Below are 22,654 nucleotides of genomic sequence, written 5' to 3'. Positions count from 1 at the left end.
GTGTTGGTGCGCTCGGCGTCGAGCAGGGCGGAGATGAGGTTTCCGCTAGCGGGGAGTACGGCGCACCTCCACCAGGTTCAGTGTGAGGTCGTGGTGCGGCGGCCGGGCTTTGTCGCTGTAGGCGGTGACGGACATCGGCGGGCATCCGTCGCCGAGCGCGCCGAGGTCGCCGGGGGCGATCGGCTCGCCCATGCGCATCAGGACGGGGCCGATCGGCCTTGTTCCGCTCCACGCGCGCAGGATCACCCGAAGCGCGACGAACGCCGCGCCAGCAGGCGGCATGACGGTCAAGGTCGGCGCGGGTCCGTGTGAGCTGACGAACCCCTCAGTTGCTGTGTAGAACGTCATTTGGCACTGCGCGTCTGGCAGCCCTGCTGCCAGGTGTACGGGAAGGCCAGCGGTGACGGGGTAGCCGATCCAGTGCGAGTGGTCGTAGACCAGCTGGTCGTTGTCGCGGGGATCGGTGAGCGTCAGGACGTGGTCGTCGCGTTCGATGAGCGTGCCCCATCCGCCGTTGCTGATGGCGGAGCGGGGGCCGTAGCCCTGCGATTGGCCGCCCTCCAAGAGGTTGCGGGAGGCGGGGTCGATCACGGCCAGCGGCCCAGGCCCGTACACGTTGCGCGCCAACGCTTCCATCCACTGCGATTCACTGTCGGCGAGCGCGGACCAGGACAGCGACAGCCGTCGGGGCGGCGCGGCCAGACGGGTAGTGGTGACCCCGCCCGACAGCGCCGCGAACTCCTCGATCCCGAGCTGGACCGAGCGGTCGAACTCTGTTGCCGCGCTGCGGACTTCACGCATACGTCCGGGCGGTCCGATCCACAGCGAACCCATCAGATCACCTCCGGGACAACGCGTGCTGGCCTTCGGCCGTGGCGCGAGCGATCTCGGTCGCGCCGACCTGCACCACGACCGGCCGCGCGGCCAGGCGCTCGATCGCGTCGACCAGCGCGGCGAGGTCCGCGTCTGAGCCGCGGTCCCGGCCGGCCGTGGCAGCAGCCTGTCCGGCGAGTCGTTGCGCGGCAACGGGTCCGGTCTCGACGGCGAGCGTGGCGGCGGGGATACGGTCGGTCAGGTCTGTGAGGTAGCGGCGCACGGCCGGTTCCTCGGCCTCGAAGCCGTCCACGAGGGAGCGCATGATGAGTACACCGTTGGCGCGCAACAGTTTCGCGTCTCGCTCGGGCGGTCCCTTCCAGTCGGGCAGGAGGTCGGTCAGCTCCCGCAACTTCGCGCGGACGGTGGCGATCATGGACTCGATGCCGCGCAGGAAGCCCCGAATCAGCGACTTGCCCGCCTCCATCAGCAGCGAGCCGACGTTGCCGAAGCTGGCCAGGATCTGGCCGGGGACGCCGCCCAGGAAGCCGAGCAGGGACCGGATGCCCAGCTCGGCGCCGGAGACGAGCAGCCGCCACCCAGCCGCCGCGATCTCTTGCAGGCCGCGGAAGGCGCCGCTCCAGTCGCCGCGGAGCAGTGCGAGGGCGGTGTTGACCACGCCTTGGATGAGCGCGAGCGCGCTGGAGATGATCTCTACGGCGTTGCGGAAGGCGGGCGCGACGCCGTCGCTGACGAACAGCTTCAGCGCGGGGATCACGTAGTCGAGGAAGACACCGGCGAACTTGAGCAGCCCGGCGTTCCAGACGGTCATGATGCCGAGCGCCTGAGTGATCAGCGGCACGAGCTCGGCGAGCAGCGGCAGCAGCTCGGGCAGCAGCTCGGAGACGATGCGCAGCAACAGCGGCGTCATCGGCAGCAGGCCCTCGCTCCAGAATTGCACCCACGCCGCGACCAGCGGCGGGATCAGCGGAACGAGGTTGCGCAGCGCGTCAGCGAGGATCTTGCCCAGCAGCGAGCCGGTCTCGACCAGTGACGGCGTGGCGGCCGACAGGTCGAGCGCGGTCACGAGCTGCTTGATGGACTCGACCAAGATCGGTAGGACGGGCCGTGCCTGCTCCCAGGCTGCCAGCAGGACGTCCGACCAGATCGTCGCGAGGATCGTGACCAGCGGTAGCGCCGCTTCGATGGCCTGAACCAGCGCGCCGCCCAGCTCGGTCGCGATCGGGGTCAAGGCCTTGAGCAGCGCGGACGCGGCGGGCACGGCCGCTTGAAGGGCTTGAACGAGGAGGCGGCCGAGGGAGGCGACCAGCGGTTTCGCGGCGCGGGCGAGTTCGAGCAGGTCGGGTGTGAGTTCGCGGATGCCGTCGGCCAGTGCGCCGCCGACGAGCTCCTGTACGAGCTCGCCGACGACGGGCGCGAGCTCGGCCGCGATGCCCGAGACGGCGCCCAATGCCGGCACGAGCACCGAGGCGAGCGCCTGCGCGGCGACCCCCGCCAGGGGTGCGAGGACGGCCAGGATTTCAGCGGCGGGCTTCGCCCCGGCGGCCAGGATCGTGAAGGCCTGCCCCAGGGACGCGCCGAGCTGCCCAATAGCGGGCACCGTGTCGGAGGCGAACGCGCGGCCTACGGCCTGGAGCAGGGTCAGCAGCCCGGAGGCGGCGGCGTTGAGACCGCTGAAGAGCTGGTGCAGCGCGGTGGTTCCCTCCGCACTGCGGAGGAACGCGAGCATGGACCCGGTCAGTGCCGAGAGCGTGCCGAACAGGTTGGCGCCGTGGGTGTTGGCGGCCTGGAGGACCGTGAACACGATCCGGGCCAGGTTTCCCAGCGTGGTCAGGAAGTCGCCGACCGCCGAGAGCCCGGCGCTCATCCACTCGCGTAGCTGCCCGGTCTCGCGGGCACGGGCGACGAAGGCGGCCAGACTCGTTGCGCCATCGGCGAAGCCGGACGCGAAGCCGGGAAGGAACTGCGAGCCGACCGCCGCCAGGTCACGGATGATCTGGAGCAGTGGCGCGGCCCCGCCGGACAGTGCGCGGACGGACTGGCTGGTTTGGTCGAGGATCAGCCGGACGTCGTCGACGGTGCGGCCGTCGCGGGCGAACGTCGCGGCGTTGCGGGCCGCTTGGTTGAAGCCTCCGGCGATGTCGGCCAGGCCGTGCCGCAGCACCGGAAGGTAGGTGCCGCCGAGCTGCTCGACCTCCTTCCCGAGCCCGGCGAACAGGTTGGCGCGGACGTCGAGCTGGAGGCCGTCGAGTTGCGGCCGCAATGCCCGGACGGCGTCGGTGGTCTCCCGCATGGCGGGCGGGAAGTCCTTGACCGCCTTGGCGTAGTCCTGCGCGGACTCGGCCTTGAACGCATCGGACAGACCGTCAAGGCCGAGCTTGAGCGTGCGGACCGCGACGGCCGCGGCGACGCCCACGGCCGGGAGCACCAGCAGCGACCCCGACGCCGTGGCCACCGCCGCACCCAGGCCACCGGTGAGGCTGATGGCTTGGGCGAGCGCTCCGGCATACGCGCCGTACTTCAGCGCGGCAGCACCCACAGCGGCGGTGTTGCGGGTGATCTCGGTCGTGGTGCCGGTGAGTGCCCGGTCGAGCTGACCGAGGCCCGCCAGGCTGGTCGTGAACGACTTGTCCAGAACCGCCCGGATCTTGATTTCCTTGCGGCTCTGGCGTTCCCGCAGCGCGGCGGCTTCACGTTCGGCCGGGGCGGCGTCGAGCTGGGCGAGCAACCTTATGGCGGTCTGGTCGCCCTCGGCGGCGAGCCGTTGGAGCTGGGCGCGGGCGAGCGCGGTTTGGATCTGCGCACCCAGGCTGATGTCCGGGGCGCCGCGCTCCTCCTCGTTGATCGCCTTCTTCACCGCCGCGCCGAGGCCGACGAGGGTGGGCAGGACCTTGAGGTAGGTGTGTCCGACGAAGGTCAGGGGCGATCACCCGCCCCGCATCCACAACGCGATCTCGCGCAGGGACTTCGTCTCGGGCTCGGTGCCACCTCCTTCCGCAGCAGGGGCGGAGGACGAGGCGGTGAGCTGGTCGAGTGGACTGGTCACGTCGGCCTCGGTGACCTCGTGGCCCAGCGCGGTGGCGACGGTCGCCCACAGCAGCGTGACGCGGCGTTCCAGCGCGGCCAGCGCGAGATCCGCGCGAGTCCAGCCGGCGTCTGCCCCGCCCGTGCGCCAGACCGCCGCGTCCTCGGGCAGGTTCGCGACGAGCGCGCACACGCGGCGGTAGGACAAGCGGCCTCGGTAAAGGTCAAGCAGGTCGACGCCGTAGCGCAGTAGATCGGTTTCGAGGGCTTCGGCGGTGGTGTCGTCGGCCAGCAGACGGCCGACGACTACCGGTTTCCCCGCCCCAGCTCCCGCATGATCGCCTTGGAGAAGTCGTCGGCGTCGCCGGTGGTCTTGGCCAGCTCCCGAAACGTCAGGTACTGGTCTTCGCCGAGGATGAGCCGCAGCGCCTTGAGCGTGCGACCCTCCTCTTCGGCCTCAATCGCCTCCAGCGGGTAGTCCTCCGGCGCGGGCAGAGTAAACCGCTTCCCTCGCCACATCACCGAAGACGTGGGCGCGGGCGCGGGCTGGCCGCTCGCCTCACGGCGCTGGCGGTTGCTCACGGATGGGTCTCCTTCATGTCGTGGCCAAATGGGTGAACGGTGATCACGAACCTGGGCGGCTATGGTTCGGGGATGGCAACGCCGCTGGAAGACGAGCAGACGGCGGCATGGGTTCTTCAGACCGCTGTGCACGACGTGCTGGCAGCGATGATCAACGGTGAGGTGTGTGGTCCCCACGCCTTTCCCTACTTCGTGGCTCGGGGTGAGCTCAGCGCGTGGGACCGTGCCGCGATCCTGATCGCAGCAGTGGAGCCCTGGTTACGAGGGCTGCACCCAGACCTGATCGCAGCGCTGCACAGCGGGGTGCGGTGCGCGCTCGCCGGGAATGCCGATGAGGCGATGATTCACCTGTTTCGGGTGTGGGAGCCGCTGGTGGTCATGGCGCAGGCGGAACTGGATCTGCCGACCCGCCAGGTGGGTTGAGTCGGCTGAGGTCGTTAGCTCTCCGCCTTGGCGGCGGTCACCGTGGGTGTGACGAGCAGAACGGCGGGGTCATCGGTCAGCCACACGGCCAACGTGGTGCCGGATGCGGGCGAGAGTGCGGCGAAGGTGAGGCCCCAGCGGGCTTCCTGGGTGCGGGTCCACTGGGCGTCGGCGGTCTCGGAGACCTCGACGCGGGGCAGGTAGAGCCGGTGGTGGTAGATCTCGGTGGCGCTGATCTGGTCTGTCCAGTCCACGCACAGCGCGCGTTCGTCGCCCTTGGGGACGGCGCTGATCTCGGCGCGGTACTTCTTGCTGCCGGTGCCGGTCTCGGCGAAGGTCATCCCGCCGAAGTAGACGCCGAGCACCGCGCCCTTGGACTCCTGGAACACCGACGCCACGGTGAGTTCCTGGCTGGTGTAGATGTAGCGGGCGGGGGTGATCTGCTGCCAGTGCGTGGTGCCGGACTTCTCGATCGTGCGCTTGATCGTCACGCCGTCTTCGGTGGACAGACCGAGGCCGGTCCAGGCGGCGGGCAGGGCCGTGGTCGAGTCGGGCGGTTCGGGTGTGCCCGGTGGGGCGAGGGACAGTTCCCCGGTGCCGGGGACACGGACAAGGGTCGGATGCAGGCTCAAGCGGGAGGCCTCCAGAAGGGAGGCTCCGCGCGCTTCCGGAATCGTCTCGAGTACGGAGGGCGGCAGCCTCCGTAGCGGGACAGGGTCAGGGGCGGGCAGGTGTCCGGATATGGACGGCAACCGTCGCGGTCGCGAGGGGCTTGCGGGTGTGTGGGTCCGGTGCGGCGATCGGGCCGACGATCGGATCCACGTCGAGCAGGCCGCGCACGCCGCGCAGCGAGCACAGCACGGCGAGCGCGAGACCGGCCGCGGCTTTCGCGTCGTGGTCGGTGCGGTGCCAGCAGGTCAGCCGGATCACGACGCGTTGCACGGCGGGCCACCGCCAGGTGTGGCCTTCCTCGGTGAGCCGCAGCCACGGCAGCGACGGCGGCCCACCCTGCTGGCCGTGGCCGGTCTCGGTGCCGACCTTCAATCCGGTCAGGACGGGTTCGGGGCGGGCGGCCAGCAGCGGGCGCAGCACGGCGAGCACGAGTTCCACCGCGTCGACAGGGACCGGAATCGGAGACGGGCCGGTCATGTGTCGCGGTGGGTGTCGATGCCGTGCACGTCCAGGCCGAGGGCTTCGGCCGCGCGGGTCAGGACGCCGTGCTTGGCCTCCATGCCCATCCCGGCAGGGTGCTTGATCGCCACGGTGTAGCCGACACGATCAGGGGCGGGGTCGTGCAGGACGTCGACGGGCAGCAGTTCGCCGGAGGTGACGCGGTGGCCCTGCAAGCGGGCAGCGGTCGCGACCTCTTCCGCGAGTGCCTTGACGTGTGCGGCCAGCTCGGGCGAGCGCAGGATCTCGGCGACGCCGTCACGGTCGACGCGGAAACCCTCGAAAGCGCGAGGCATGCTCAGCCCTCCACTTCGACCAAGCGCACCCAGAACCGGGTCCGGCCGAACGCGGGTTCCCACATCTCCGGATCGCCGTCCACGCGGAACACCCGACCGCGCCACTCCACCTGTTCACGCGCGCCGACCGGCGAGTACGTGAACAACCGCCACCGCGTGATCTTCGGCTGACGGCCGGTCTCGGCGGGTTCGGTCGAGGTGTGCGGCTGCATGTAGCCGCGAATGTCGCGGCGCGGTGCGCCAGGGCCGTAGTCGGCCGCGGGGCTGGGGTTGCCGTACTGGTCTTCAACTTCCAGGGGCTCTACGAGGGTCACGATGTGGGGAAGTTGCACCCTCACCACCTTCCGTAACAGGGCACAGATCGAGGGGCGATACACCCACACCAGGGGGAATTGCGAGGAACCGTCATGGCCGAGCGGGACCTGACGAGCGGCGGAGCACAAGCGGTGCTCGGCTTGTCGGTGCTCGTGCTGCTGTCCTGCGCGGTGGGCAACGTGCTGCTCGCGGTCACCGAGTCGGTGTGGTGGCCGTTGTTCGTGGGCGTGGGCTGGTGGGGTGTCGCGGCCGGCGTGACGGCCTGGGCAACGGTGGCGGCTACGTCCAGATCGAGAACGCCCCACGCGGCACCGGAACGGGTGGGCGCAGGAGTTTCAGCTCATCGGCGGTGAAGTACAGGCCGCCGCCGTCGTGCGCGAGGGTGCGGGAGTGCCCGCCGATCGCCTCGTCTTTCAACCCTTCCGGTGGCGTGGCCAGCGCGCGCAGGACGGCGGCGCTGACCACGCCCACCGCCGTGGCGGGCGGCGGGTCGGTCATCGCGGGAACGAGGGTGCGCGCCATCGCCGAGGCGTCCGCGCACAGGACTGTGACGCGGGCGCGCTCGGCGGGCGTGAACTGCTGCTCGGTGCGGGCCTGGACGTCGTCGGCGGTGGCAAGAGGAGCGAGTGATGGCATGGCATCACCCGTTCGCGTGTCCGCAATGGAAGTCAGTAGCTGGGCTACAGCCTGCGGCATATTCTGACCGGTTCGACTCCGTCGAGTTGAGAGAGTGTGTGCAGAGATGAAGTTGTGGACGCCGCCTGGAACCGACCTCGGTGAGTTCGCGCCGCCAGACCCTGACCCGATGATGCTCAAGATGATCGGGGGCTTCGACGACAACGGCGAGGAACGACCGATGACCTACCGCCGCCTCAAAGAGGTGGCCCAAGACCTCGTCATCACGTCCACCACACCGGAAGGCCCTGCGAACCTTTTGGACGACGCCCGCGAGATGTTCGCGATGTCGTTCTACCGGTACCCGATGGTGACCGGGTCTGCGGTTTTCTCGATCTTCGCTGTTGAGGCTGCCTTGAAGCTACGCCTCAACAACAGGGACAACTTTCAGGCGAACATCCAGAGGGCAACGCAGCAGGGTTTGATCAGTGCCGAGGCTGCTGAAGCGGTGGACGCCGGGCGCCAGATTCGCAACAACTACCTCCACGAAGGTAAGCGGCCACAGTGGACGCTCGGCCAGGCCTATCCCGCCATCGGCGCGTCGTTTCGCCTGGTGAGTGAGCGGTACCCGGAGCCTGTGGGTCCGGGCGCGGGCTAACCCGACGGCGTTAGTTCGACTTGGAGGCTGGGGTAGGCGGGCGACCGCCGACCGCGCGCACGCCGAATTCCGCAGGCAGCCCGCGTAGCGCGTCGGCGGTGGCCTTGTCGGGCACCTCGGCCTCGCCGTCGACGAACGTCACGCCGAGGTCGTGCACGACGAGTTCCTTGTAGATGCTGGAGGTGAACCTCACGCGCCACCTCCGGCCGGGGCTGCGGTGGTCAGGCCGGTGACCTTGCCGTGGGCGATTTCCGGTCCGAACTCCAGCGAGATCTCACCGTAGATCTGCGCCTTGTCCGTGGAACCGGTGCGCGCCAACGGCTCGGAGAACAGGAAGCCCTTGCCGGGCGTCTCCAGCAGCACGGGGGCGCACTGGTCGAGGCTGACCACCTGCACGGTGTCGGCAGGCATGTACCGGTTCAACATGATGTTGAGCCGTCCGAAGTCCGTCTCGATCGTGGAGACGGCGACGCCGCCGACGTTGCGCGACTGCTCCTGATAGTTCTTCTTGGTGACGAACTCATTGGTGAGCTGACGCTTCTGCCACGCCGCGCACATCAGGGTGGCGGTCTCGGAGACCTGGATGCCGCCGTTCTCCCAGACCTTCTGCAACAGGTCGAGGATCATCGCCTCGGTCAGCGGCTTGGGCTGCGCGTTGGTGAGGACGTTGGTCTTGGTGGCCTCCAGGATGCCGCGCGTCTTGCGCACGGTGGAGTTGTCGGTGGGCTCCTGGAGCTTGCCGACGATGAACCCGAGTTCGACGTCGCGGCCGATCTGCGTGAGCGCCTGGCGGGTCTGCCAGTCCATTTCGTTCAGGACGGCGTTGGTGCCGCCGATGCTCGCCGCGTTCGGGTTCGGTGACCCGGTTCCGGCGAACATCTGCTGGGAGGCCTGCCGGGTGTAGGAGACGCCTACGGTTTCCTGGTGGATTTCCAGGACGTTGCGGTCCTGGCCTCGGACGCGGGTCTCTGCGGCGGGGGCGTCGCCGCCTTCGAGGCGCTGCCGGTTCGGGTCCGGTGGGCGCAGGTCGTACACCGACCAGGTGTGCACGATCCCGTTCGCGCGCTTGCCACCGGTCAGGCCGCCGATGGAGGACAGGAACGGGGTGTCGGTCGGGGTGAGCGCGAACAACTCGCCGACGAAGTTGGGGCTGTTGTAGGTGTTGGCAATGGCGGCTACGCCAGGCATGGAATCCTTTGCTGGTAAGGGATTCCTCGGCGTGTCACCAGGCGGGCGGCGGAGTGTTGCGCGTGCGTGTGCGTGACCTCGGCCGCCCGTCCCTGCTTGCGCGAGATGCGCGGTTGTGGCGGTGCCGAGGTTTCGTGGTGGCAGAGAAGGTGTTGCGGGTCAGCGCTGTTCGCGCGCGAGTGCGGCGAGTTGCTGGTTCTTCAGGCTGATGGCCGTGGCCCAGTCGCCGCGTGCTTCGGCGTCGCGGATCTGTTCCGCAGTGCCGGAAGGGCCGTGGCGCTGGCCCTGTGACGGGTCGGGAGCCGGGCGGCGTGGGCCGTCGACGCGGGCGAGGTGCGGGCGCTGGGTGAGCACCGCGGCGAGGTCCGCTGTGATGGCGGCGGTGTCGACCGTGCCGTCCTCGGTGAGGTAGCGGTCCCGGTCGTCGAGGTAGCGCGGCGCGTCGCTCGGGTCGGCCCATCCGGTTGCGGCAGCGCGGATCTCCGCGTCCACGGCGGTGCGGCGCATCGTCGCGAGCTGCTGTTCCACCGCCGTCGCGCGGGCGGTGGCGCGTTCGGCCTCGGTCTGCTGGGAGGCCTCGATCTCGTCCAGACGCTTGGCCTTAGCGCTGTGCTCCCGCGCCGTGCTCTCGGCCTTGGTGAGCTTGGTCTGTGCCTGCTCGTAGAGCGCCTTGTAGTCCGGGGTGGACGTGTCGGCGGGCGGCTCGGTGACGGGGGCTGGTGGCTGTGCCGGTGGGGTGGCCGGGGGCTGTGCGGGGGCGTGGGGCGGGTTCTCGGCAGGGTTGGCGGGTGGGCTGGTCGGCTGGGACAACGGGAGGAGAAACCCCCTTTCCGGGGCGAGGAGGAAACAGGAAACCCTCAGGTCAGCGCAGGTAGCCGAACCTGCGGAGCTGGCGGATCAGCTCGGCGCGGTCGGGGACGGTGTTGACCAGTTGGGCGGCGGTCGGGCGCGGGACGCGGGAGCGGCTGTACCGGCCGCCTTGCTTGGCCAGCTCGCCGAGCTGGCGGCCGTGGCCGCGCACGGTGGTGGCGTCGAGGGTGTATTCGTGCCCGCCCGCGACGTAGACCGCGTTCTTACGGCGGGCGTTGACCGTGCGGGAGATGTCCGCACCGGCCCGGATCGCCTCGGCGTCGCCGACCCCGAAGGCCTTGTTCTGCTGCTCCGGGGTCATCGAGTCGAACAGGCCGCGTGGGGTGTTGCCGGGGCGGTCGTCGTGCCACTGCTCGTGGGTGACGGGGCGCATGTCGCAGTCGCAGCGCGGGTGCCGTAGGAAGCCGGTGGAGAAGGTGTAGAGGCGTCCGGCCAGCAGGATGCAGCGTCCGCACGCGGGCAGCGTCACGACCCGTTCGTATCCGGCGAGCTCGGGTTCGAGGATCGCGGCGGCGTGGCGGGCGAGGCGGCCAGCGTCCGCGGCCTCGGTCGTGACGTAGGTCAGCAGCTTGGCCAGTCCGAGCGCGTGCGCCTCGGACGGGGGCACGCCGGCGAGCAGAGCCAGCCGGTAGCGGCGCAACGCGAAGTCCACCAACGCGGCCAGCGGCAGACCGTTGGCGGCCAGCCCGGAGAACATCGCCGACACGAGCGCACCGACCGGATTGGACAAAGCGCCGAGCGCGGCCAGCGTGGCGGCGACGTACAGCGGTGCCAACGATGCGGCCTCGGCCTGCGCCTCTTCGAGGGTCGCGACCACCTGCAAACGGACATCAGCGGCGGCGGCCGAGTCGATCGCCGCGCTGCCGAGCTCACGCCAGGCGGTCTGGGCCTGGTTGGCGGCGGTACGGACTATGCGCTGCTGTGCGGTGTAGAACTCGGCGTCCACTTCCGTCATGGGCGCGGTCATCGGGCATCACCACCAGATGGTCAGATCGCCGGTTGCGGCTCGATGAACTGCACGGCGGGCGGCGGGAGCACCTGGCCGCCGAGCTGCCCGACCGGACGACGCGGCGAGGGCAGCGACACGGCCGCGGTCTCACGTTCGCGTGGCTCGGGAAGCGGCTTCGGGCCGAACTCCGAGGCTTGATCGCCACCCGCGACGCGCGAATACGCCTCGGCGTCCTCGGCCTCCATGTCCCGGATGTCGGTGTCGGAGTAGCCCAGCGAACGGCGAGCGAAGCGGCGCGGCAACAGCCGGTCCGCCGAGTACAACTTGACGGCGGCGTCGGCCTGCGCGGCGAACGTCGGCGTGGCGGCGTCGGCCCACTGCGATTCCATCCGCAGCGCCTCGGCCGGAATGCGGCCGTCACGCACCATCAGCACGATGCGCATGATCTGTTCCCAGCTGTCGCCGAACGTGCGCTGACGGCGCTCCGCCCGCTTGATGTGCCGCGACTCCGACGAACGGATACCGTCCGCGCTGGCGGGGTTCTCGGTGGCATAACCGAGGTAGTGCGGCGGCAGGCCGGACAGGCTGGAGACGACGCGCGCCAGGGTGTTGAGCGTGTCGTGGAAGTTCGACAGGTTCGCCTCAGGGAACTGGCCGACGCTGACGCCGTCTTCCTTGGGGGACTTGGGAGACGCCCACAACACACCCGCGACGGACTCCCACGGCGTGAGCTGTCGCCCTTGCGCGTCAACGAAGTCGTCCTTGTCGAAGCCGAGCGCGTACCTGCGCGGCATCGCGTGATACTCGGCGCTGATCATCATGTCCGTGGCGATCTTGCAGGCTGCGTCGGACAGCGGAAGAACGCTGATCAGCTCGGAGCGCCCGAGCCGGGGCGGTGCGGTGCGGCGTCGGCGGATGCGCGGCCGGTTGATGATCGGGACCACGGGCACGGTGCCCATGCCGTGCTCGTCGCGGTTGAGCTCTACCCAGGTGCCGCCGCCGTTGTCGCTGGAGTACCAGACGGTTTCGTTCGGCAGGTAGAGCGTGGCGTAGGCCTCGGTGTAGCCGTCGCCGTCCTCCTCGTACTGCCGTTTCAACGCGGCCCGGACCTCGCGCGTGCGCGGGTCCAGGTCAACGTGGACCTCCAACGGAGATTCCACCGTCACCAGCGGAGTGGCGCGGTCGCGCTCGTTGCTGCCCACGATCGCGTAGGAGCGGCCCAGCGCGAGCGCGTCCACATGCGCCTGCTCGGAATGCAGGTCCAGCCGATTGGCCTGCCAGATGTGCCACAGCTCCCGATCGGCCGCCGCCTCACCGCCGAGCCGGAACCCGGTGACGTCCAGGCGCTCGTCCAGCGAGTCCACGATCAACTGAGGCCAGTTGATCACCACCGAGCGCAGGCGGGAGTCCAAGCGCCGCAACAACTCGGGGTGCATGTAGGACAGCGGCTGTTCGCCCTCGTAGTAGGCGTCCAGTAGTTCGAGCTCGGGGAGTTGCCGGTTGTGCAGCCGCGCGAGGCGGGTCACCCACTGCTCGGGTGACAACGTGAACTTCGTGGTAATGGCCAGCAAGACCACCACCATCGTGTAATCCACACCCGTGAGGGCAGTGGTTAGGGTTGGTACATGGGAATGTCGGTGCCATTGTGGGTCACGATCATGCTCGGCGTTCTCGCCGTGATCGGCACTGTCGGCGGTGCCTGGGGCGGTCAGATCCTTGCCGCGCGCCGCGATGACCGCCGCTGGGAGCGCGAGCAACAGCGTGAGGACCTGCGCTGGAGCCGCGAACGTGAAAGGGAACAGCGAAAGGAACTCGCCGAGCGAGCCCACGACAACGTCAAGGAACTTCGCCAACAACGAATCGAGCTCTACGCCAGGTACCTTGCCGCGTACCGGAAATGGCTGATCCAGTTGCACATCAACTGGTTGTTCGTGCGCGTGAACCAGAAATCTGACGACGTGATGGAGCTGGTCGAGCGAGACAAGATCTCAAAGGCAGAAGCGGACGTGACTGAGGCGCTTGCCATGATCGCCTTCATCGCTTCCGACCACGTTGTGGCGGTTACCACCGAGGCTCACCAGAAGGCTCTTCCACTGCAACGAGCGCTCACGGAAAAGGGCGGCAAAGTGGAGAACGTCCTGTCTGCACAGAGCCCCTACGAGGACCGTGACGGCACGGCAGCCGCGTTTATCGCGGCGTTCCGCCGGGACCTGGGTACATCTGGTGCGACGATCGTTGATCTTGAGGCCACCGATTAGCCCATCACGACCATCCTCCCTGACTTCTTCGGCTTCGCGCCGCGCAGCTTCCAGCCTCCTACAGCCATCGCGGCGGTGGGTACGGCGTCGATGCGCTTGCCTGTCTTGCCTCGTTCGGGCTTGTCGGGGCGGATGAGGTCGGGTTCGCCTGCGGGGTGGCGGACCTCGACGGAGTCGAAGCAGTATTCGGCGACGGGGTTTCCGTGGTGTGACCAGGCGCGGGACTTGGTCAGGGCCATGAGCTCGGTCATGCCGTGGGTCATGCCCTTGTAGGTCTGCGGCACGGGGTACATGGGGACGCCGGTGCGGCGTTCGAGGCGTTGACGGACGGGTTCGCCGGACCACTCGTCGTAGGAGATGTCCGCGACCCGCACCAGGCCGGTGTCCGCGGTGATGTCGTTCTCGATGACGTCATAGTCGATGACCTCGCCGTCCGTGGCCGTGATCCAGCCCTGCTCAACCCACTGCGAGACCTTGCCCTCAGTGCGCTTGTCCAGCGCCTCAACGGCCGACTCGGGCAGCCAGAACCGCCACAGCGCGGAGGCGTGGCCGTCGATGCCGGCCGGGATGATCAGGCACCACGCGGTCAGGTCCATTTTGGACGCGAGGTCGAGGCCACCCCACGCGGGGCGGCCGGCGTGCAGCTCCCGCAGCCGGTCCGCGGACGTCGCATCCGTGCCGACGCACAAGGCGTAGAGGTGCATAGGCATCCACCGCGACGACTGGCTGACCCACTGGTTCAGCCTGTACTGGCGGAACACGTTCTCTTTGGACGGATCGTTGCGGGCCTCGATCGCCTCTTCCCGCAACGCCTGCAACGAAAGGAAGTCGCCCAGCGCGGGGTTGGCGAGGTGCCAGTTGGCTTCGTCCCACGGGTCGGCGTCCTCGGGCAGGTTGCGCAGGTACACGAACCGGTGCGGGGCGCGGTCGGGGTTCTCGGCGATCTTCACGCACTCGTCGTGCTCGGCCTTGGCGAACGACGTGGGGTCGTTGCCTGCTGTGGTGGCGGCGATGAGCAGCGGCTCAAGCCGGGTGCCCATGCCGGTGCGCATCGCGTGCCAGAAGTCGCCGGAGGGCTGCGTCAAGACCTCGTCGAAGATCACGGCGGAGGGGTTGGAGCCGAGGTTGCCCAGCGCGTCGGAGGGCACGACCGCGTAGACGCTGTTGGTCTTCTCGTCGACGATGCGCGCCGAGTGCTCGATCACCCGCAACCGACGAGACAGAACGGGGCTCAACCGGACCATACGGGCGGCGACGTTGAACACCAGCTTCGCCTGCTCGGTGTCGCGCGCACAGCCGTAGATCTCCGCGGACTCGACACCGTCGCCGACCAGCATGTACAGCGCCACGAACGCCAGAAGCTCGCTCTTGCCGTTCTTCCTGGCAATCTCAATCCACGCGATCCTGAAGCGACGGACGTAGCAGGAAGCCTCAGCGTCCCAACGGACTTCGCCGAACAATGGCCTGACGATGTCGTCTCGCTGCCATGGCGCGAGGATGAACGGCTTACGTGCCCAACGGTCTTTCGTGTGGACGCAGATCTCCTGTGCGAACGCCTGCGCGTGATCTGCGCGCGGGACACAGAAGTGGTTGCCGCGCTTGCGGCAGCGCGATCCGTCGAACTCCCGGCCGCACACGGGAAGCCGCGGGGAGGACTTCGCGGTCTTGCGGGAGGTCTTAGGAGAGGAGGCGGTCCGCGCCGCCCTTGTTGCCATCGCGGCCCACCTCGACCTTGATGGACTGCCGATCGCTTGGCGTCAGCCCAAAGCGCGCGGCGACCTGCAAGAAAGTGCGCTCCGCTTCGGCCTGCACCTGCAACGCCGGGTTCTTCATCAGCCCCGAACCGCCTTGAACGAGCAGGGCGGAGCCGTTGACGAGCTGGGTTGCCGAGCGGTAGCGGGCCAGTGCCTCGCACAGCAGCAGGAACGCGTCCACGTCCCAGACGGTCAGCACCCCGCGTTCTTCCAGGCCGGGCGCGAGGCGCTGCCAGATTGAGCGCGCGTCCTCGGAAGCCCAGTCAGGACAACGGATCTCGTCCTCGGGCGGCTCGGGTTCGTCGGCGTTGATCCGGTCGGCCCTGTCACCGTGCAGGATGCGGAGCTTGGTTGGCTTCGCGGCCGGGCCGCGCTTGCCCATCGGCACCACCTCGCCGATGTGCGCAGGTGTGCGAGCTGTGTGCGAGATGTGTGCCAGCTGTTGCGCACATCGGCGGCACGCCTTGAAGATTGCTGTACGACCCTGGTGTCCAGCGCCACAAGTGGAGTTGCGTGCGACACCTGCGTGTGCTGGTCGGCAGAACGCACTCAGTGGGGGGACCGCTGATCAGCCATCAGCGTGGGATTAGCGATTTAGGGCAAGCGAAGGTCGTTCACCTGGGCATCTCTCGCTAGGCTGACGACCGCGAAACGGAAGCCACCACCCGATCGGGCTCCCCGATGATCAGCGGCCAGATAGGCTTCTGTACGTGCGGTTGCTGTTGCTGCCGCATCGCTCGGTTGGCAACTGTGTTCGGTCTTCCTCTACGACACGTGGGTAGGGGACGCCGACACCCCCTACGTCGACAAGTCGTGTCGGCAAGGAGGCACACAGTGGTCAAACGAGGTGGGCGAGACGACAAGCGTTCCGGCAGGAAGCCGAGACGCAAGCCGAGCCGCAGCTGTCACTGCGGCTCGACTCACGTCGTCGGACTCATGGGACTAGGCGTCAGGATCGCTCATTTCCTGTACGACGTCCTGGTCCCCTAGTGGTACCGGCCGGGTGGCGTGCCCACGTGGTGGGCGCGTCACCCGCTCCGGCAGGTCAGACAGACGTTGACAGTCTGACCCCGCTAGCCGTACTAACCGTACCAATTTCCTAACCACAAAATCGCGGGTACTCAATTGCGGCTCAGGTGCCGGAGCTGCGGCCTCGCGAGGGGCTGGCGGCGCGGCGCGAGATGGCGCGGCGGGCGCCTGCGATCAGTCGGCCGATACGGCCTCGCATGGTGATCACTCCTCTCCGGTGTCGGTGGTGGGCATGTCGACGCCGAGCACAGCGGCGGCGGCTCGGCCGTCGAGGTACTTGTCTCCGATGTGCATCAGGCCCGCGGCCTTGAGGAACGCGTCCTTGTCCTCTCGGGACTTGAAGCACAGGGCGAACCAGAACTCGGAGTCGGTGGCGAGGCGGAAGCGTTCGTCTTCGCGCTTGGTGCGTTCGCGGAACCCGATCGCCAGGGCGTCGAGCTCGGCGCCAGCGTCGACGGCGAGGTCGCCGGTGTACTCGACGTCCTGCAGGGGATCGGGCAGCGGTTCGGCGTTGAGCTGCGCGAGCAGGTCCGCGTTCGAGGCAGGGCCGCCGAGCACGGCGGTGGACTTGAGCTGTGCCAGCAGATCGGCGTTGGGGTCAGGCGGCGAGGTTACGGCGGAACACCTCCAGGTCGGCGAGCGGGAACCACTCAAGGATTCGCTCGTAGTCGTCGGGCGCGTGCTGGCGGATCGGGTCGAGGAACCGGAAGTCCAGTCCGTCGAACGACCGGCCGAACCACTCGTACTCGGGCGGCAGCGGGCAGTTGTGCCGCTTCAGCGCCTCGCGGACGTCGGCGATGCGCCAGTCCCACACGATCGACACCTTGCGCAGCTGTTCGCGTTTCGGGCCGTGGGTGACCATCGCCATGCGCCGGTTCGGCGAGTCCGCGGCGCGCACGCCATCGGCGTTCCACGAGCCGGCGAGCCCCAGGTCTTCCCGGAGCATGTCCGCGATCTCCTCGTACACGGGTTCGGGGAGCTGCGCGGCCTCGATCACCGCCGCCCGCTCCGGGGGCTGGAAGAGCAGGCCGTTGAGCCAGCGGTAGAGCGACGGGTGCGGCAGGTTCAGGATCTCGGTCTGGAAGAAGTCCTCGTAGAACTTCCTGGAGTCCTCGACGAACCGCAGGTTCGGGATCAGGTACAGGTGATACGGGACGACGGTGATCCCGGCTTCGCGCATCGCCAGCCACGCGGCCAGCGAGTCCTTGCCCCGGCTGAAGCCGAGCAGAACCGGGTTTCCTTCGGCGGCGAGCTCGGCGCGGATCTGTTCCGAGCTCGCGATGCCGTCGATCTCGATGGGCAGCGGGTCACCTCCAGGTGGTGTGATGCGCGGTGCATCGTGTGATGCGCGGTGCATCACGAACGGCGGTCGGCGGGGGAGTGCTCACGCGCGGCGAGGCGGGACACCGTGGACTGGTCCACGTTCGCGTGCGGCGCGATTCGCCGTTGCGGAATGCCACGTTCGACGGCTTGGCGCACAAGGGATTCCCAGCGCGCGGTCCACGCGGCCACCTGGTCGGCGGCCTGCTCGATCTCGTCGAGCAAATCCTCTGGGTCGGCGCCGGCGTCGGTGCTCACCCACTGGCCCCGCGGACGTGGGTTCGGGCGTCGGCAAAACCTGGCGGGACCCGGACGGCCCTCAGTGGCTTGTGCCCGGTTGCGCGGCGGAAGGGTCCTCCCCCTGGGTGGGGCGTGCGGCCGGATCGGGCGGCGTCGGCGGCGTGGCTCACGGGCTGTTCCACCCTCCTCGGGTGCGTGGGTCCAGGGCTGTTGCCTTGGCATGACAGGGGGCACACAGACCACGGCCACGGGCAGGCTGGTCAGGGTCCAGGCACGCGGCCACCAGCTCACGGCGGGTGAGCGGCCAGTGATCCGCCACGGTGGCCGGTTGTCGGCACGGCTGACCGGTGTGGGCGGCACAGTCCAGGCGGTCACAGCGGCACACCTGGTCACGGGCCAGCACAGCGGGGCGGAACCGGGATCGGTGCTGTCCGGTGTAGCCACGCTGCGCGCTGGTCCCGTAGGCCCTGCGGCCTCGGGAACGGCACGGCTGGCAGTGGCCACCGGTGGTAGTGGTGTTCGGGCAGCCCGGACGGGTGCACGGGCGCGCGGCACGGGACGGCACGGCCTCACCCCTCGGACATGAGACAGCCCCGGCACGGGGTGCCGGGGCTGTCGGGGGTTCAGTTGTACGGCGGCCAGTCGGACGGCGGGTGTTCCTTGCTGCGGATCATGTGCTGGTCCAGGGCTTCCCAGTCGGCGGCCAGCTGGTCCAGGTCAACCGGGTTGCCCTGGTAGTGCTGGTTGAACGCCTCCCGGATGCGGTGGAGCAGCCTGTCCGGGTCGGCGGTCATTTGGTGCCCTTGACTGCCTTGCGGGCCATGCGGAACGCGTCGTGTACGTAGTGCTTGGAGCTGAACAGCACATCCACGGCGCGTCCCTGCTCGTCCAGCTGCTCGTTCTCCAGCCTCTTGGCCGGGTCGAGGTGCTCGGCAATGATCATGACGGCCTGGAGTGCGGCCCACCACGTCCCGGCAATGGCGGCAGTGATGTCCACCTTGCCGTACACCAACGCCTTCATGGCTACGTAGACCAGGTTGTGCCGCTCGCGCTTGTCCTTGGGGGCGGTGTCACCGGGGAACGGGAACAGCATGTTGGTGAGCTTGGTGAACTCGTCATCGGTGATCTTCTTGCCCATCAGCTCATTGGCTGCCTGGGTGAACCACTCGGTGTAGGTGTTCAGCAGGTTCAGGGCATCGCTGGTCTCGGTGGTTCGCGTGTCCTTGTCATCGGCGGCCGACAGGTCGTAGACGTTCGGGCAGGGCTCACCAAAGCCGAACGGGAACGTGGTCTGACTTGCGGTCCGGACGGGGCTGATGATCACCTGGGACTTGCGGCCGGGCACCAGGGAGTTGACCAGGACCAGGCGGATCTCGACCGGGTCCTTGCCTCCCACCATCACCGGTTCGGGCAGGCGGATGCTGGCGAACGCTCCCTTGCCCTCCCACAGCGGCCCGGCGGGTCCGGTCTTGGCCTTGGTCTCCTTCATGATCGAGGTCAGCATCTCCGCGCGGACCTCGATCGGCACCGGAGGCTTTTCGGACTTGGTGTGTCCGAGCACGTCCCACCCGAACTCGGAATCCGGGTTCTCACGCATCAGCGCGAAGGATCCCAACATCGGGATCGGAATGCAGGTGTCATCCCTGATGACACGGGGGTTCGCGTCCGGCTCGTCCAGGCTCGGGCATTCCTTGGTGTGCAGCTCCCCGACCGCCCTCTCGCAGTCAATGCACAATCCGGTCGGCGCGAGGGCCACCACGCCTTCCGGCTGCACATTCCAACCGGACAATCCAGCCTTGTTCAACAGGTCGGAAATCGACCGGGAGCCATTGTTGCGGGTCGCGATCCTCGCCCACGAGTCCTTACCAGCCTTGATCGGCTCCGCCTTCACGGCGGCCTTGGCGCCCTTGTCGGCGGCGGCCTTGGGGCTGCCAGCCTTGGCAACCGGAGCCTTGGCGGGTGCCTTGTCGGCGGCGGCCTTGGCGGCCGGAGCCTTGGTAGCGGCGGCCTTGGTGGCAGCGGCCTTGATGGCGGTGGGCTTAGCGGCCGGGGCCTTGGCGGGTGCCTTGGCTGCGGCGGCCTTGGTGCTGCCCTTGGCGGCCGGAGCCTTGTCGGCGGTCTGATTGGGTGCCGGGGTGTTCTGGGCAGGCTTAACCGGTTCGGTCATTGGTTGTTCCTCTGGGATTCGGACAACACTCATTCACGGTGCTGTTCGGTGTGGGAGTTGGTGACACCACAAACACTACTGGTGAACCACGGCCACACAAGCAATTCAGAGGAATTCTGAACAAAGAGACTACGAACGGTCTAGCGTATTGTTTTTCGATCTTGCGCGAGTGATTGCGTAATGAGAAAAGGCCTGCGAACCGGAGTTCGCAGGCCTTTCCTGTCCTCGTGAAACTCGTGTCACCAAATCCCAGAGGAACGCGTGTCATCCTGCCGGGCAACCCGCGCGCTGTCGAGCATCCTCGGCGGCCTCGGGTCAGCCGCCATCGCGTGCGGCCCGAGCCCGTGCCTGGTCGGTCGCCGCGCGCATGGCCGCGCGCATCGTGATGCGTTCCTCGATGCGTGCCAGCTCGAACTCGGTCAGCATCCACGCCATGGTGACCGCGTAGCCGACCATCGTCACGGTGTAGCGGTGGTGCCGGTGGCAGTAGGACACCATCTCGCGGGCCAGCAGATCCGCCATGTCCAGGGGCGTGGTGGTCATCGTCACGAGGAGGGCGTCACCGTCGAGGCGGTTGATGTGCCGCATGACGTTCACGGCGCGGCGGTCACGCTCGATCTGTGCTCGCAGCATCTCCGCGCGCTCGGCCATCGTCCCGTGCACACCCTCGCCGTAGCGGGTGATGTCGGTGGCCTGTTCCGCCCATGTGCTCTGCGCACCGAGGCTGTGGAGCAGCCCGCACGCGCACGCCGGTACCGGCTCCCTGCTGAGCCGCACGTAAATAACCCTGTCAGTCAACGACTTTCCCCTTGTACGTCAACGAAAATGTGATCGGTGAAGGACTCGGCGGCGACCAGGACGGCCGCCGCCGAGCGGGTCTACTTCCAGGTCACGACGCGCCAGAGCGCGTCCACCTCGGACAGATGCCGGTGCGGGGTGATGCGCTCGATCCAGTCGAGAAGGTCGGCGCGGCCCGCGTCGGTGAGGTGGTACGGGACCAGTACGGCGTCCGGCTCACCCACGGGCGGAGCCACCAGGCCGCGCCTGATCGCCCGATTCCGCGCGGCCGGGATCGTGACGTCCTCCAGCAGCCACGGCCAGGTCCAGCCGGAGGCCAGCATCCACAGGACGCGTCGCACCGGAAGGTCCTCGGCCAGCTTCTTGAAGGCCTCGGAGTCGTGGGTCACGCGCTCGGGACCGGTGTCCTGTCCGGCCTCGGGATCGGTGACCAGGTCGACAGCCTCGACGAGTGCGTGCCGTCCGCACGCGCGTCGCATCGAGGGGATTCCGCCTGTGCTGGGCGTTGACGCCGTGGTGCTGGCCTGCCCGGTGTCGGTCGGCCGGGTCACCACGAGATCACGTCCCGCCAGAGCTGCGCGAAACGCTCGTCGCGCAGGTGCGGCCTGAGCGCCTCTTTCCAGTCCCACAACGCCCCGAGGCCTTCGGCCGTGAGCGCGAGTCGGCGATCTCCGGTGATCCAGCCCTGTTCGCGGGCGTGGTAGACGCTCGACGGCTCGGTCCGCTCGTGCACGGCCTGCGAGCCGAGGTCCAGGTACAGGAAGAACAGCACCCGGATCACGTCCTCGTCCTCACTCAGACGCTCGTGCAGTGCGGTGACCCGCTCGGCGGAGCGCTGGCGCGCGAACTGGAATCGCTCGTATGCCTCCACGAGGGATAGGCGTCTCTTGGGAGTTGGGCTAGCATGTTCCACGTTGGGCGTCCTCTCGGAGTTTCCTCTTTTGGTTTCCGCTCCGCGAGAAGGCCCGACCACACCCTGGGGGCTGTGCTAGCAGCCTGCCAGGGCCTTTTCATTCGGCCGGGCCTCCTCGCACGTGAGACGGCGGTCAGGAAGCGGCAGAAGCAGAGGACAGGAACACCCCGGACGGGTGTTCACGTTCCGCCTGCTGCGCCTCGTCCAGCAAATGCACGGAGAAGATGAACCGGCGGTCAAGGCCGTCATCCGGGTGCGTCCAGTTGAACGCCTCGAAGAACTCCTCGACCGAGTCGTACAACTCCTGTGCCTCGCAGGTGTACATCTCACCGTTGAACAGGAACTCGTCGGTGAGGCCCAGGACCTTCACCACGATGTTCTGTTCACCGTTGTGCACGAGCGCGAATTCCGTCCCTGTCGGCACGGTCACATGATTGACCGACCGGGTGAGCACCCTGTACATGCAGTCGACCAACTCGGAGAAATCTTTGGTCCGCGTGCGGCCGTACAGGGAGCCATACCTCCGGCCGGTGTCCTTGCGGGACATGGTGAGCCTTTCCGGACACGGAACCGGGGGTGAGGGGACACCCCCGGTCCCTGCCCTAGCTAGCGGGCGGTCCGGAACTGGCAGTCACACTCACCGGTGGTCAGGCTGACCACCTTGCCCACATCGGTCATGTGCCCGGAATCGGGCATACCCAGGAACCTGATTCCACACAGGATGAACCGGTTGAGATCCGGGTTCTCGGCATCCCAGGGACAGAACCAGTTGTACTGATTGATCGCCGACTCGTAGATCCCGCCCAACGAGCCATCCTGATCGGGGGCATCGGTGCCGGGGGTGTAGAACTCCCAGCCCTTCTCAAGCGGGTAGGCATTGCCCACAACCAGGGAAACGTGGTTGTTCGGGAAATGCCGGATGCTGAACTTGTCCTCGGACATGGCCATGATGTTGTTCAACATCACCTGGCACAGCTCACCAAGGCTGCTGATGTTCTTGCTCTCAAAGCATCCGGCCCCGAAAAGCCTCTCATCCGGGTTGGATGAAATCCAGACGGCCAGGCTCTTTCTGCGGTTCATTGCCTCATGTTTCCTTTCATTCCTGGTGTGGCCTGGTGTGCTAGCACCGGGCCACCCTCACTTGCAATTCCATGATCTCCCAATTCACGGATTCAGGCAAGCAAATGGAATGCGAGCGGAGAACTATTTTAGAGCTTTGTCGTCCACATTCCTGACCTGCGGAAATGTGGG

29 protein-coding genes are annotated in these 22,654 nt (G+C 68.0%); 3 read left to right on the top strand and 26 right to left on the bottom strand.

Going from position 1 to position 22,654, the window contains the following annotated elements; genetic code table 11:
• Positions 1–45: 45 nt before the first annotated feature.
• The 4 genes from AOM45_RS37605 to AOM45_RS37590 form a co-directional block, all read right to left on the bottom strand.
• Positions 46–834 carry a hypothetical protein gene (locus AOM45_RS37605; RefSeq protein ID WP_156094114.1) on the bottom strand — a complete coding sequence of 263 codons (789 nt, stop codon included), beginning with the start codon at positions 832–834 and terminating at the stop codon, positions 46–48.
• 4 nt (positions 835–838) lie between these two features.
• On the bottom strand, positions 839–3,691 hold the full coding sequence (locus AOM45_RS37600) for a phage tail protein (protein ID WP_051784166.1): 2,853 nt from the start codon (positions 3,689–3,691) through the stop codon (positions 839–841).
• Positions 3,692–3,760: 69 nt separating this feature from the next.
• Entirely contained in the window at positions 3,761–4,066 is a 306-nt protein-coding gene (locus tag AOM45_RS52180; protein ID WP_063778356.1) for a hypothetical protein, read from the bottom strand.
• A gap of 98 nt (positions 4,067–4,164) precedes the next feature.
• Entirely contained in the window at positions 4,165–4,440 is a 276-nt protein-coding gene (locus tag AOM45_RS37590) for a hypothetical protein (protein WP_030470412.1), read from the bottom strand.
• A gap of 39 nt (positions 4,441–4,479) precedes the next feature.
• On the opposite strand from AOM45_RS37590, the gene AOM45_RS37585 reads away from it, so the two are divergent.
• A complete protein-coding gene (locus tag AOM45_RS37585; protein ID WP_059362908.1) occupies positions 4,480–4,863 on the top strand; it encodes a hypothetical protein in 384 nt (127 codons plus the stop codon).
• Positions 4,864–4,877: 14 nt separating this feature from the next.
• Here AOM45_RS37585 and AOM45_RS37580 read toward each other — a convergent pair whose 3' ends face one another.
• From AOM45_RS37580 to AOM45_RS37560, 5 genes are all read right to left on the bottom strand, one after another.
• Positions 4,878–5,495: a phage tail tube protein gene (locus AOM45_RS37580; protein WP_030470414.1), complete on the bottom strand. Its 618-nt coding sequence runs from the start codon at positions 5,493–5,495 to the stop codon at positions 4,878–4,880.
• A gap of 85 nt (positions 5,496–5,580) precedes the next feature.
• Positions 5,581–6,012, bottom strand: a complete 432-nt coding sequence (locus tag AOM45_RS37575) for a hypothetical protein (RefSeq protein ID WP_030470415.1) — start codon at positions 6,010–6,012, stop codon at positions 5,581–5,583.
• Positions 6,009–6,329, bottom strand: coding sequence for a hypothetical protein (locus tag AOM45_RS37570; protein WP_030470416.1), 321 nt, complete (start codon positions 6,327–6,329; stop codon positions 6,009–6,011). Before AOM45_RS37570 ends, AOM45_RS37575 begins: the two co-directional genes overlap by 4 nt.
• Positions 6,330–6,331: 2 nt before the next feature.
• On the bottom strand, positions 6,332–6,661 hold the full coding sequence (locus tag AOM45_RS37565) for a hypothetical protein (protein WP_030470417.1): 330 nt from the start codon (positions 6,659–6,661) through the stop codon (positions 6,332–6,334).
• Between the two features lie 262 nt (positions 6,662–6,923).
• A complete protein-coding gene (locus AOM45_RS37560) occupies positions 6,924–7,280 on the bottom strand; it encodes a hypothetical protein (RefSeq protein ID WP_030470418.1) in 357 nt (118 codons plus the stop codon).
• Positions 7,281–7,449: 169 nt separating this feature from the next.
• Here AOM45_RS37560 and AOM45_RS37555 point away from each other — a divergent pair, with 169 nt between their 5' ends.
• Positions 7,450–7,917 carry a DUF4145 domain-containing protein gene (locus tag AOM45_RS37555; RefSeq protein ID WP_156094116.1) on the top strand — a complete coding sequence of 156 codons (468 nt, stop codon included), beginning with the start codon at positions 7,450–7,452 and terminating at the stop codon, positions 7,915–7,917.
• 10 nt (positions 7,918–7,927) lie between these two features.
• Here AOM45_RS37555 and AOM45_RS37550 read toward each other — a convergent pair whose 3' ends face one another.
• The 5 genes from AOM45_RS37550 to AOM45_RS37530 all read right to left on the bottom strand — a co-directional run bounded on the left by AOM45_RS37550 (position 7,928) and on the right by AOM45_RS37530 (position 12,507).
• Positions 7,928–8,110 (bottom strand): hypothetical protein, encoded by a 183-nt coding sequence (locus AOM45_RS37550; RefSeq protein WP_030470420.1) that lies wholly within the window; start codon positions 8,108–8,110, stop codon positions 7,928–7,930.
• Positions 8,107–9,105, bottom strand: a complete 999-nt coding sequence (locus AOM45_RS37545; protein WP_030470421.1) for an SU10 major capsid protein — start codon at positions 9,103–9,105, stop codon at positions 8,107–8,109. The genes AOM45_RS37550 and AOM45_RS37545 overlap by 4 nt, the downstream gene beginning before the upstream one ends.
• 159 nt (positions 9,106–9,264) lie before the next feature.
• Positions 9,265–9,915, bottom strand: coding sequence for a hypothetical protein (locus tag AOM45_RS37540; RefSeq protein WP_051784167.1), 651 nt, complete (start codon positions 9,913–9,915; stop codon positions 9,265–9,267).
• Positions 9,916–9,967: 52 nt separating this feature from the next.
• Positions 9,968–10,942 (bottom strand): hypothetical protein, encoded by a 975-nt coding sequence (locus tag AOM45_RS37535; RefSeq protein WP_051784168.1) that lies wholly within the window; start codon positions 10,940–10,942, stop codon positions 9,968–9,970.
• A 20-nt stretch (positions 10,943–10,962) separates the two neighbouring features.
• Positions 10,963–12,507, bottom strand: a complete 1,545-nt coding sequence (locus tag AOM45_RS37530; protein ID WP_081902434.1) for a phage portal protein — start codon at positions 12,505–12,507, stop codon at positions 10,963–10,965.
• A 42-nt stretch (positions 12,508–12,549) separates the two neighbouring features.
• Between AOM45_RS37530 and AOM45_RS37525 the strand changes: the two genes are divergently transcribed.
• Positions 12,550–13,182: a hypothetical protein gene (locus AOM45_RS37525; protein ID WP_059362904.1), complete on the top strand. Its 633-nt coding sequence runs from the start codon at positions 12,550–12,552 to the stop codon at positions 13,180–13,182.
• On the opposite strand, the gene AOM45_RS37520 is transcribed toward AOM45_RS37525, so the two are convergent.
• The 12 genes from AOM45_RS37520 to AOM45_RS37470 form a co-directional block, all read right to left on the bottom strand.
• Entirely contained in the window at positions 13,179–14,897 is a 1,719-nt protein-coding gene (locus AOM45_RS37520; RefSeq protein WP_236703968.1) for a terminase large subunit, read from the bottom strand. The two genes, AOM45_RS37525 and AOM45_RS37520, sit on opposite strands and share 4 nt — an antisense overlap.
• Positions 14,860–15,318, bottom strand: a complete 459-nt coding sequence (locus AOM45_RS37515; RefSeq protein ID WP_030470427.1) for a phage terminase small subunit P27 family — start codon at positions 15,316–15,318, stop codon at positions 14,860–14,862. The genes AOM45_RS37520 and AOM45_RS37515 overlap by 38 nt, the downstream gene beginning before the upstream one ends.
• Positions 15,319–16,169: 851 nt before the next feature.
• Positions 16,170–16,523, bottom strand: coding sequence for a hypothetical protein (locus tag AOM45_RS37510; protein WP_236703967.1), 354 nt, complete (start codon positions 16,521–16,523; stop codon positions 16,170–16,172).
• A 40-nt stretch (positions 16,524–16,563) separates the two neighbouring features.
• Positions 16,564–17,322, bottom strand: coding sequence for an adenine nucleotide alpha hydrolase family protein (locus AOM45_RS37505; protein ID WP_201780147.1), 759 nt, complete (start codon positions 17,320–17,322; stop codon positions 16,564–16,566).
• Entirely contained in the window at positions 17,322–17,543 is a 222-nt protein-coding gene (locus AOM45_RS37500; protein ID WP_030470430.1) for a helix-turn-helix domain-containing protein, read from the bottom strand. Before AOM45_RS37500 ends, AOM45_RS37505 begins: the two co-directional genes overlap by 1 nt.
• Positions 17,544–18,148: 605 nt before the next feature.
• Positions 18,149–18,319: a hypothetical protein gene (locus AOM45_RS51340; RefSeq protein ID WP_156094117.1), complete on the bottom strand. Its 171-nt coding sequence runs from the start codon at positions 18,317–18,319 to the stop codon at positions 18,149–18,151.
• Entirely contained in the window at positions 18,316–19,692 is a 1,377-nt protein-coding gene (locus tag AOM45_RS37495; protein WP_051784170.1) for a DUF932 domain-containing protein, read from the bottom strand. The genes AOM45_RS51340 and AOM45_RS37495 overlap by 4 nt, the downstream gene beginning before the upstream one ends.
• A 315-nt stretch (positions 19,693–20,007) precedes the next feature.
• Complete coding sequence (locus tag AOM45_RS37490; RefSeq protein WP_156094118.1) at positions 20,008–20,490, bottom strand: hypothetical protein; 483 nt, start codon at positions 20,488–20,490, stop codon at positions 20,008–20,010.
• A gap of 80 nt (positions 20,491–20,570) precedes the next feature.
• Positions 20,571–20,969: a hypothetical protein gene (locus tag AOM45_RS37485; protein ID WP_156094119.1), complete on the bottom strand. Its 399-nt coding sequence runs from the start codon at positions 20,967–20,969 to the stop codon at positions 20,571–20,573.
• 68 nt (positions 20,970–21,037) lie between these two features.
• On the bottom strand, positions 21,038–21,361 hold the full coding sequence (locus tag AOM45_RS37480; protein ID WP_030470434.1) for a hypothetical protein: 324 nt from the start codon (positions 21,359–21,361) through the stop codon (positions 21,038–21,040).
• Positions 21,362–21,536: 175 nt separating this feature from the next.
• A complete protein-coding gene (locus AOM45_RS37475; RefSeq protein ID WP_156094120.1) occupies positions 21,537–21,827 on the bottom strand; it encodes a hypothetical protein in 291 nt (96 codons plus the stop codon).
• Between the two features lie 182 nt (positions 21,828–22,009).
• A complete protein-coding gene (locus tag AOM45_RS37470) occupies positions 22,010–22,483 on the bottom strand; it encodes a hypothetical protein (protein ID WP_030470436.1) in 474 nt (157 codons plus the stop codon).
• Positions 22,484–22,654: the final 171 nt, after the last annotated feature.

It is taken from the genome of Lentzea aerocolonigenes (assembly GCF_000974445.1).
In the GTDB taxonomy this organism is placed as follows: Bacteria; Actinomycetota; Actinomycetes; order Mycobacteriales; family Pseudonocardiaceae; genus Lentzea; species Lentzea aerocolonigenes.
Note: the sequence above shows the minus strand (reverse complement) of the source record. Positions and strands in the feature narration are given on the sequence as shown.

Coding starts and splice junctions, on each gene's coding strand:
- AOM45_RS37605 (WP_156094114.1), bottom strand. CDS start 834: ATGGGTTCGCTGTGGATCGGACCGCCCGGACGTATGCGTGAAGTCCGC.
- AOM45_RS37575 (WP_030470415.1), bottom strand. CDS start 6,012: ATGACCGGCCCGTCTCCGATTCCGGTCCCTGTCGACGCGGTGGAACTC.
- AOM45_RS37570 (WP_030470416.1), bottom strand. CDS start 6,329: ATGCCTCGCGCTTTCGAGGGTTTCCGCGTCGACCGTGACGGCGTCGCC.
- AOM45_RS37560 (WP_030470418.1), bottom strand. CDS start 7,280: ATGCCATCACTCGCTCCTCTTGCCACCGCCGACGACGTCCAGGCCCGC.
- AOM45_RS37555 (WP_156094116.1), top strand. CDS start 7,450: ATGATGCTCAAGATGATCGGGGGCTTCGACGACAACGGCGAGGAACGA.
- AOM45_RS37545 (WP_030470421.1), bottom strand. CDS start 9,105: ATGCCTGGCGTAGCCGCCATTGCCAACACCTACAACAGCCCCAACTTC.
- AOM45_RS37535 (WP_051784168.1), bottom strand. CDS start 10,942: ATGACCGCGCCCATGACGGAAGTGGACGCCGAGTTCTACACCGCACAG.
- AOM45_RS37530 (WP_081902434.1), bottom strand. CDS start 12,507: ATGGTGGTGGTCTTGCTGGCCATTACCACGAAGTTCACGTTGTCACCC.
- AOM45_RS37525 (WP_059362904.1), top strand. CDS start 12,550: ATGGGAATGTCGGTGCCATTGTGGGTCACGATCATGCTCGGCGTTCTC.
- AOM45_RS37520 (WP_236703968.1), bottom strand. CDS start 14,897: ATGGCAACAAGGGCGGCGCGGACCGCCTCCTCTCCTAAGACCTCCCGC.
- AOM45_RS37515 (WP_030470427.1), bottom strand. CDS start 15,318: ATGGGCAAGCGCGGCCCGGCCGCGAAGCCAACCAAGCTCCGCATCCTG.
- AOM45_RS37505 (WP_201780147.1), bottom strand. CDS start 17,322: ATGCACCGCGCATCACACGATGCACCGCGCATCACACCACCTGGAGGT.
- AOM45_RS51340 (WP_156094117.1), bottom strand. CDS start 18,319: ATGACCGCCGACCCGGACAGGCTGCTCCACCGCATCCGGGAGGCGTTC.
- AOM45_RS37495 (WP_051784170.1), bottom strand. CDS start 19,692: ATGACCGAACCGGTTAAGCCTGCCCAGAACACCCCGGCACCCAATCAG.
- AOM45_RS37485 (WP_156094119.1), bottom strand. CDS start 20,969: ATGCGACGCGCGTGCGGACGGCACGCACTCGTCGAGGCTGTCGACCTG.
- AOM45_RS37470 (WP_030470436.1), bottom strand. CDS start 22,483: ATGAACCGCAGAAAGAGCCTGGCCGTCTGGATTTCATCCAACCCGGAT.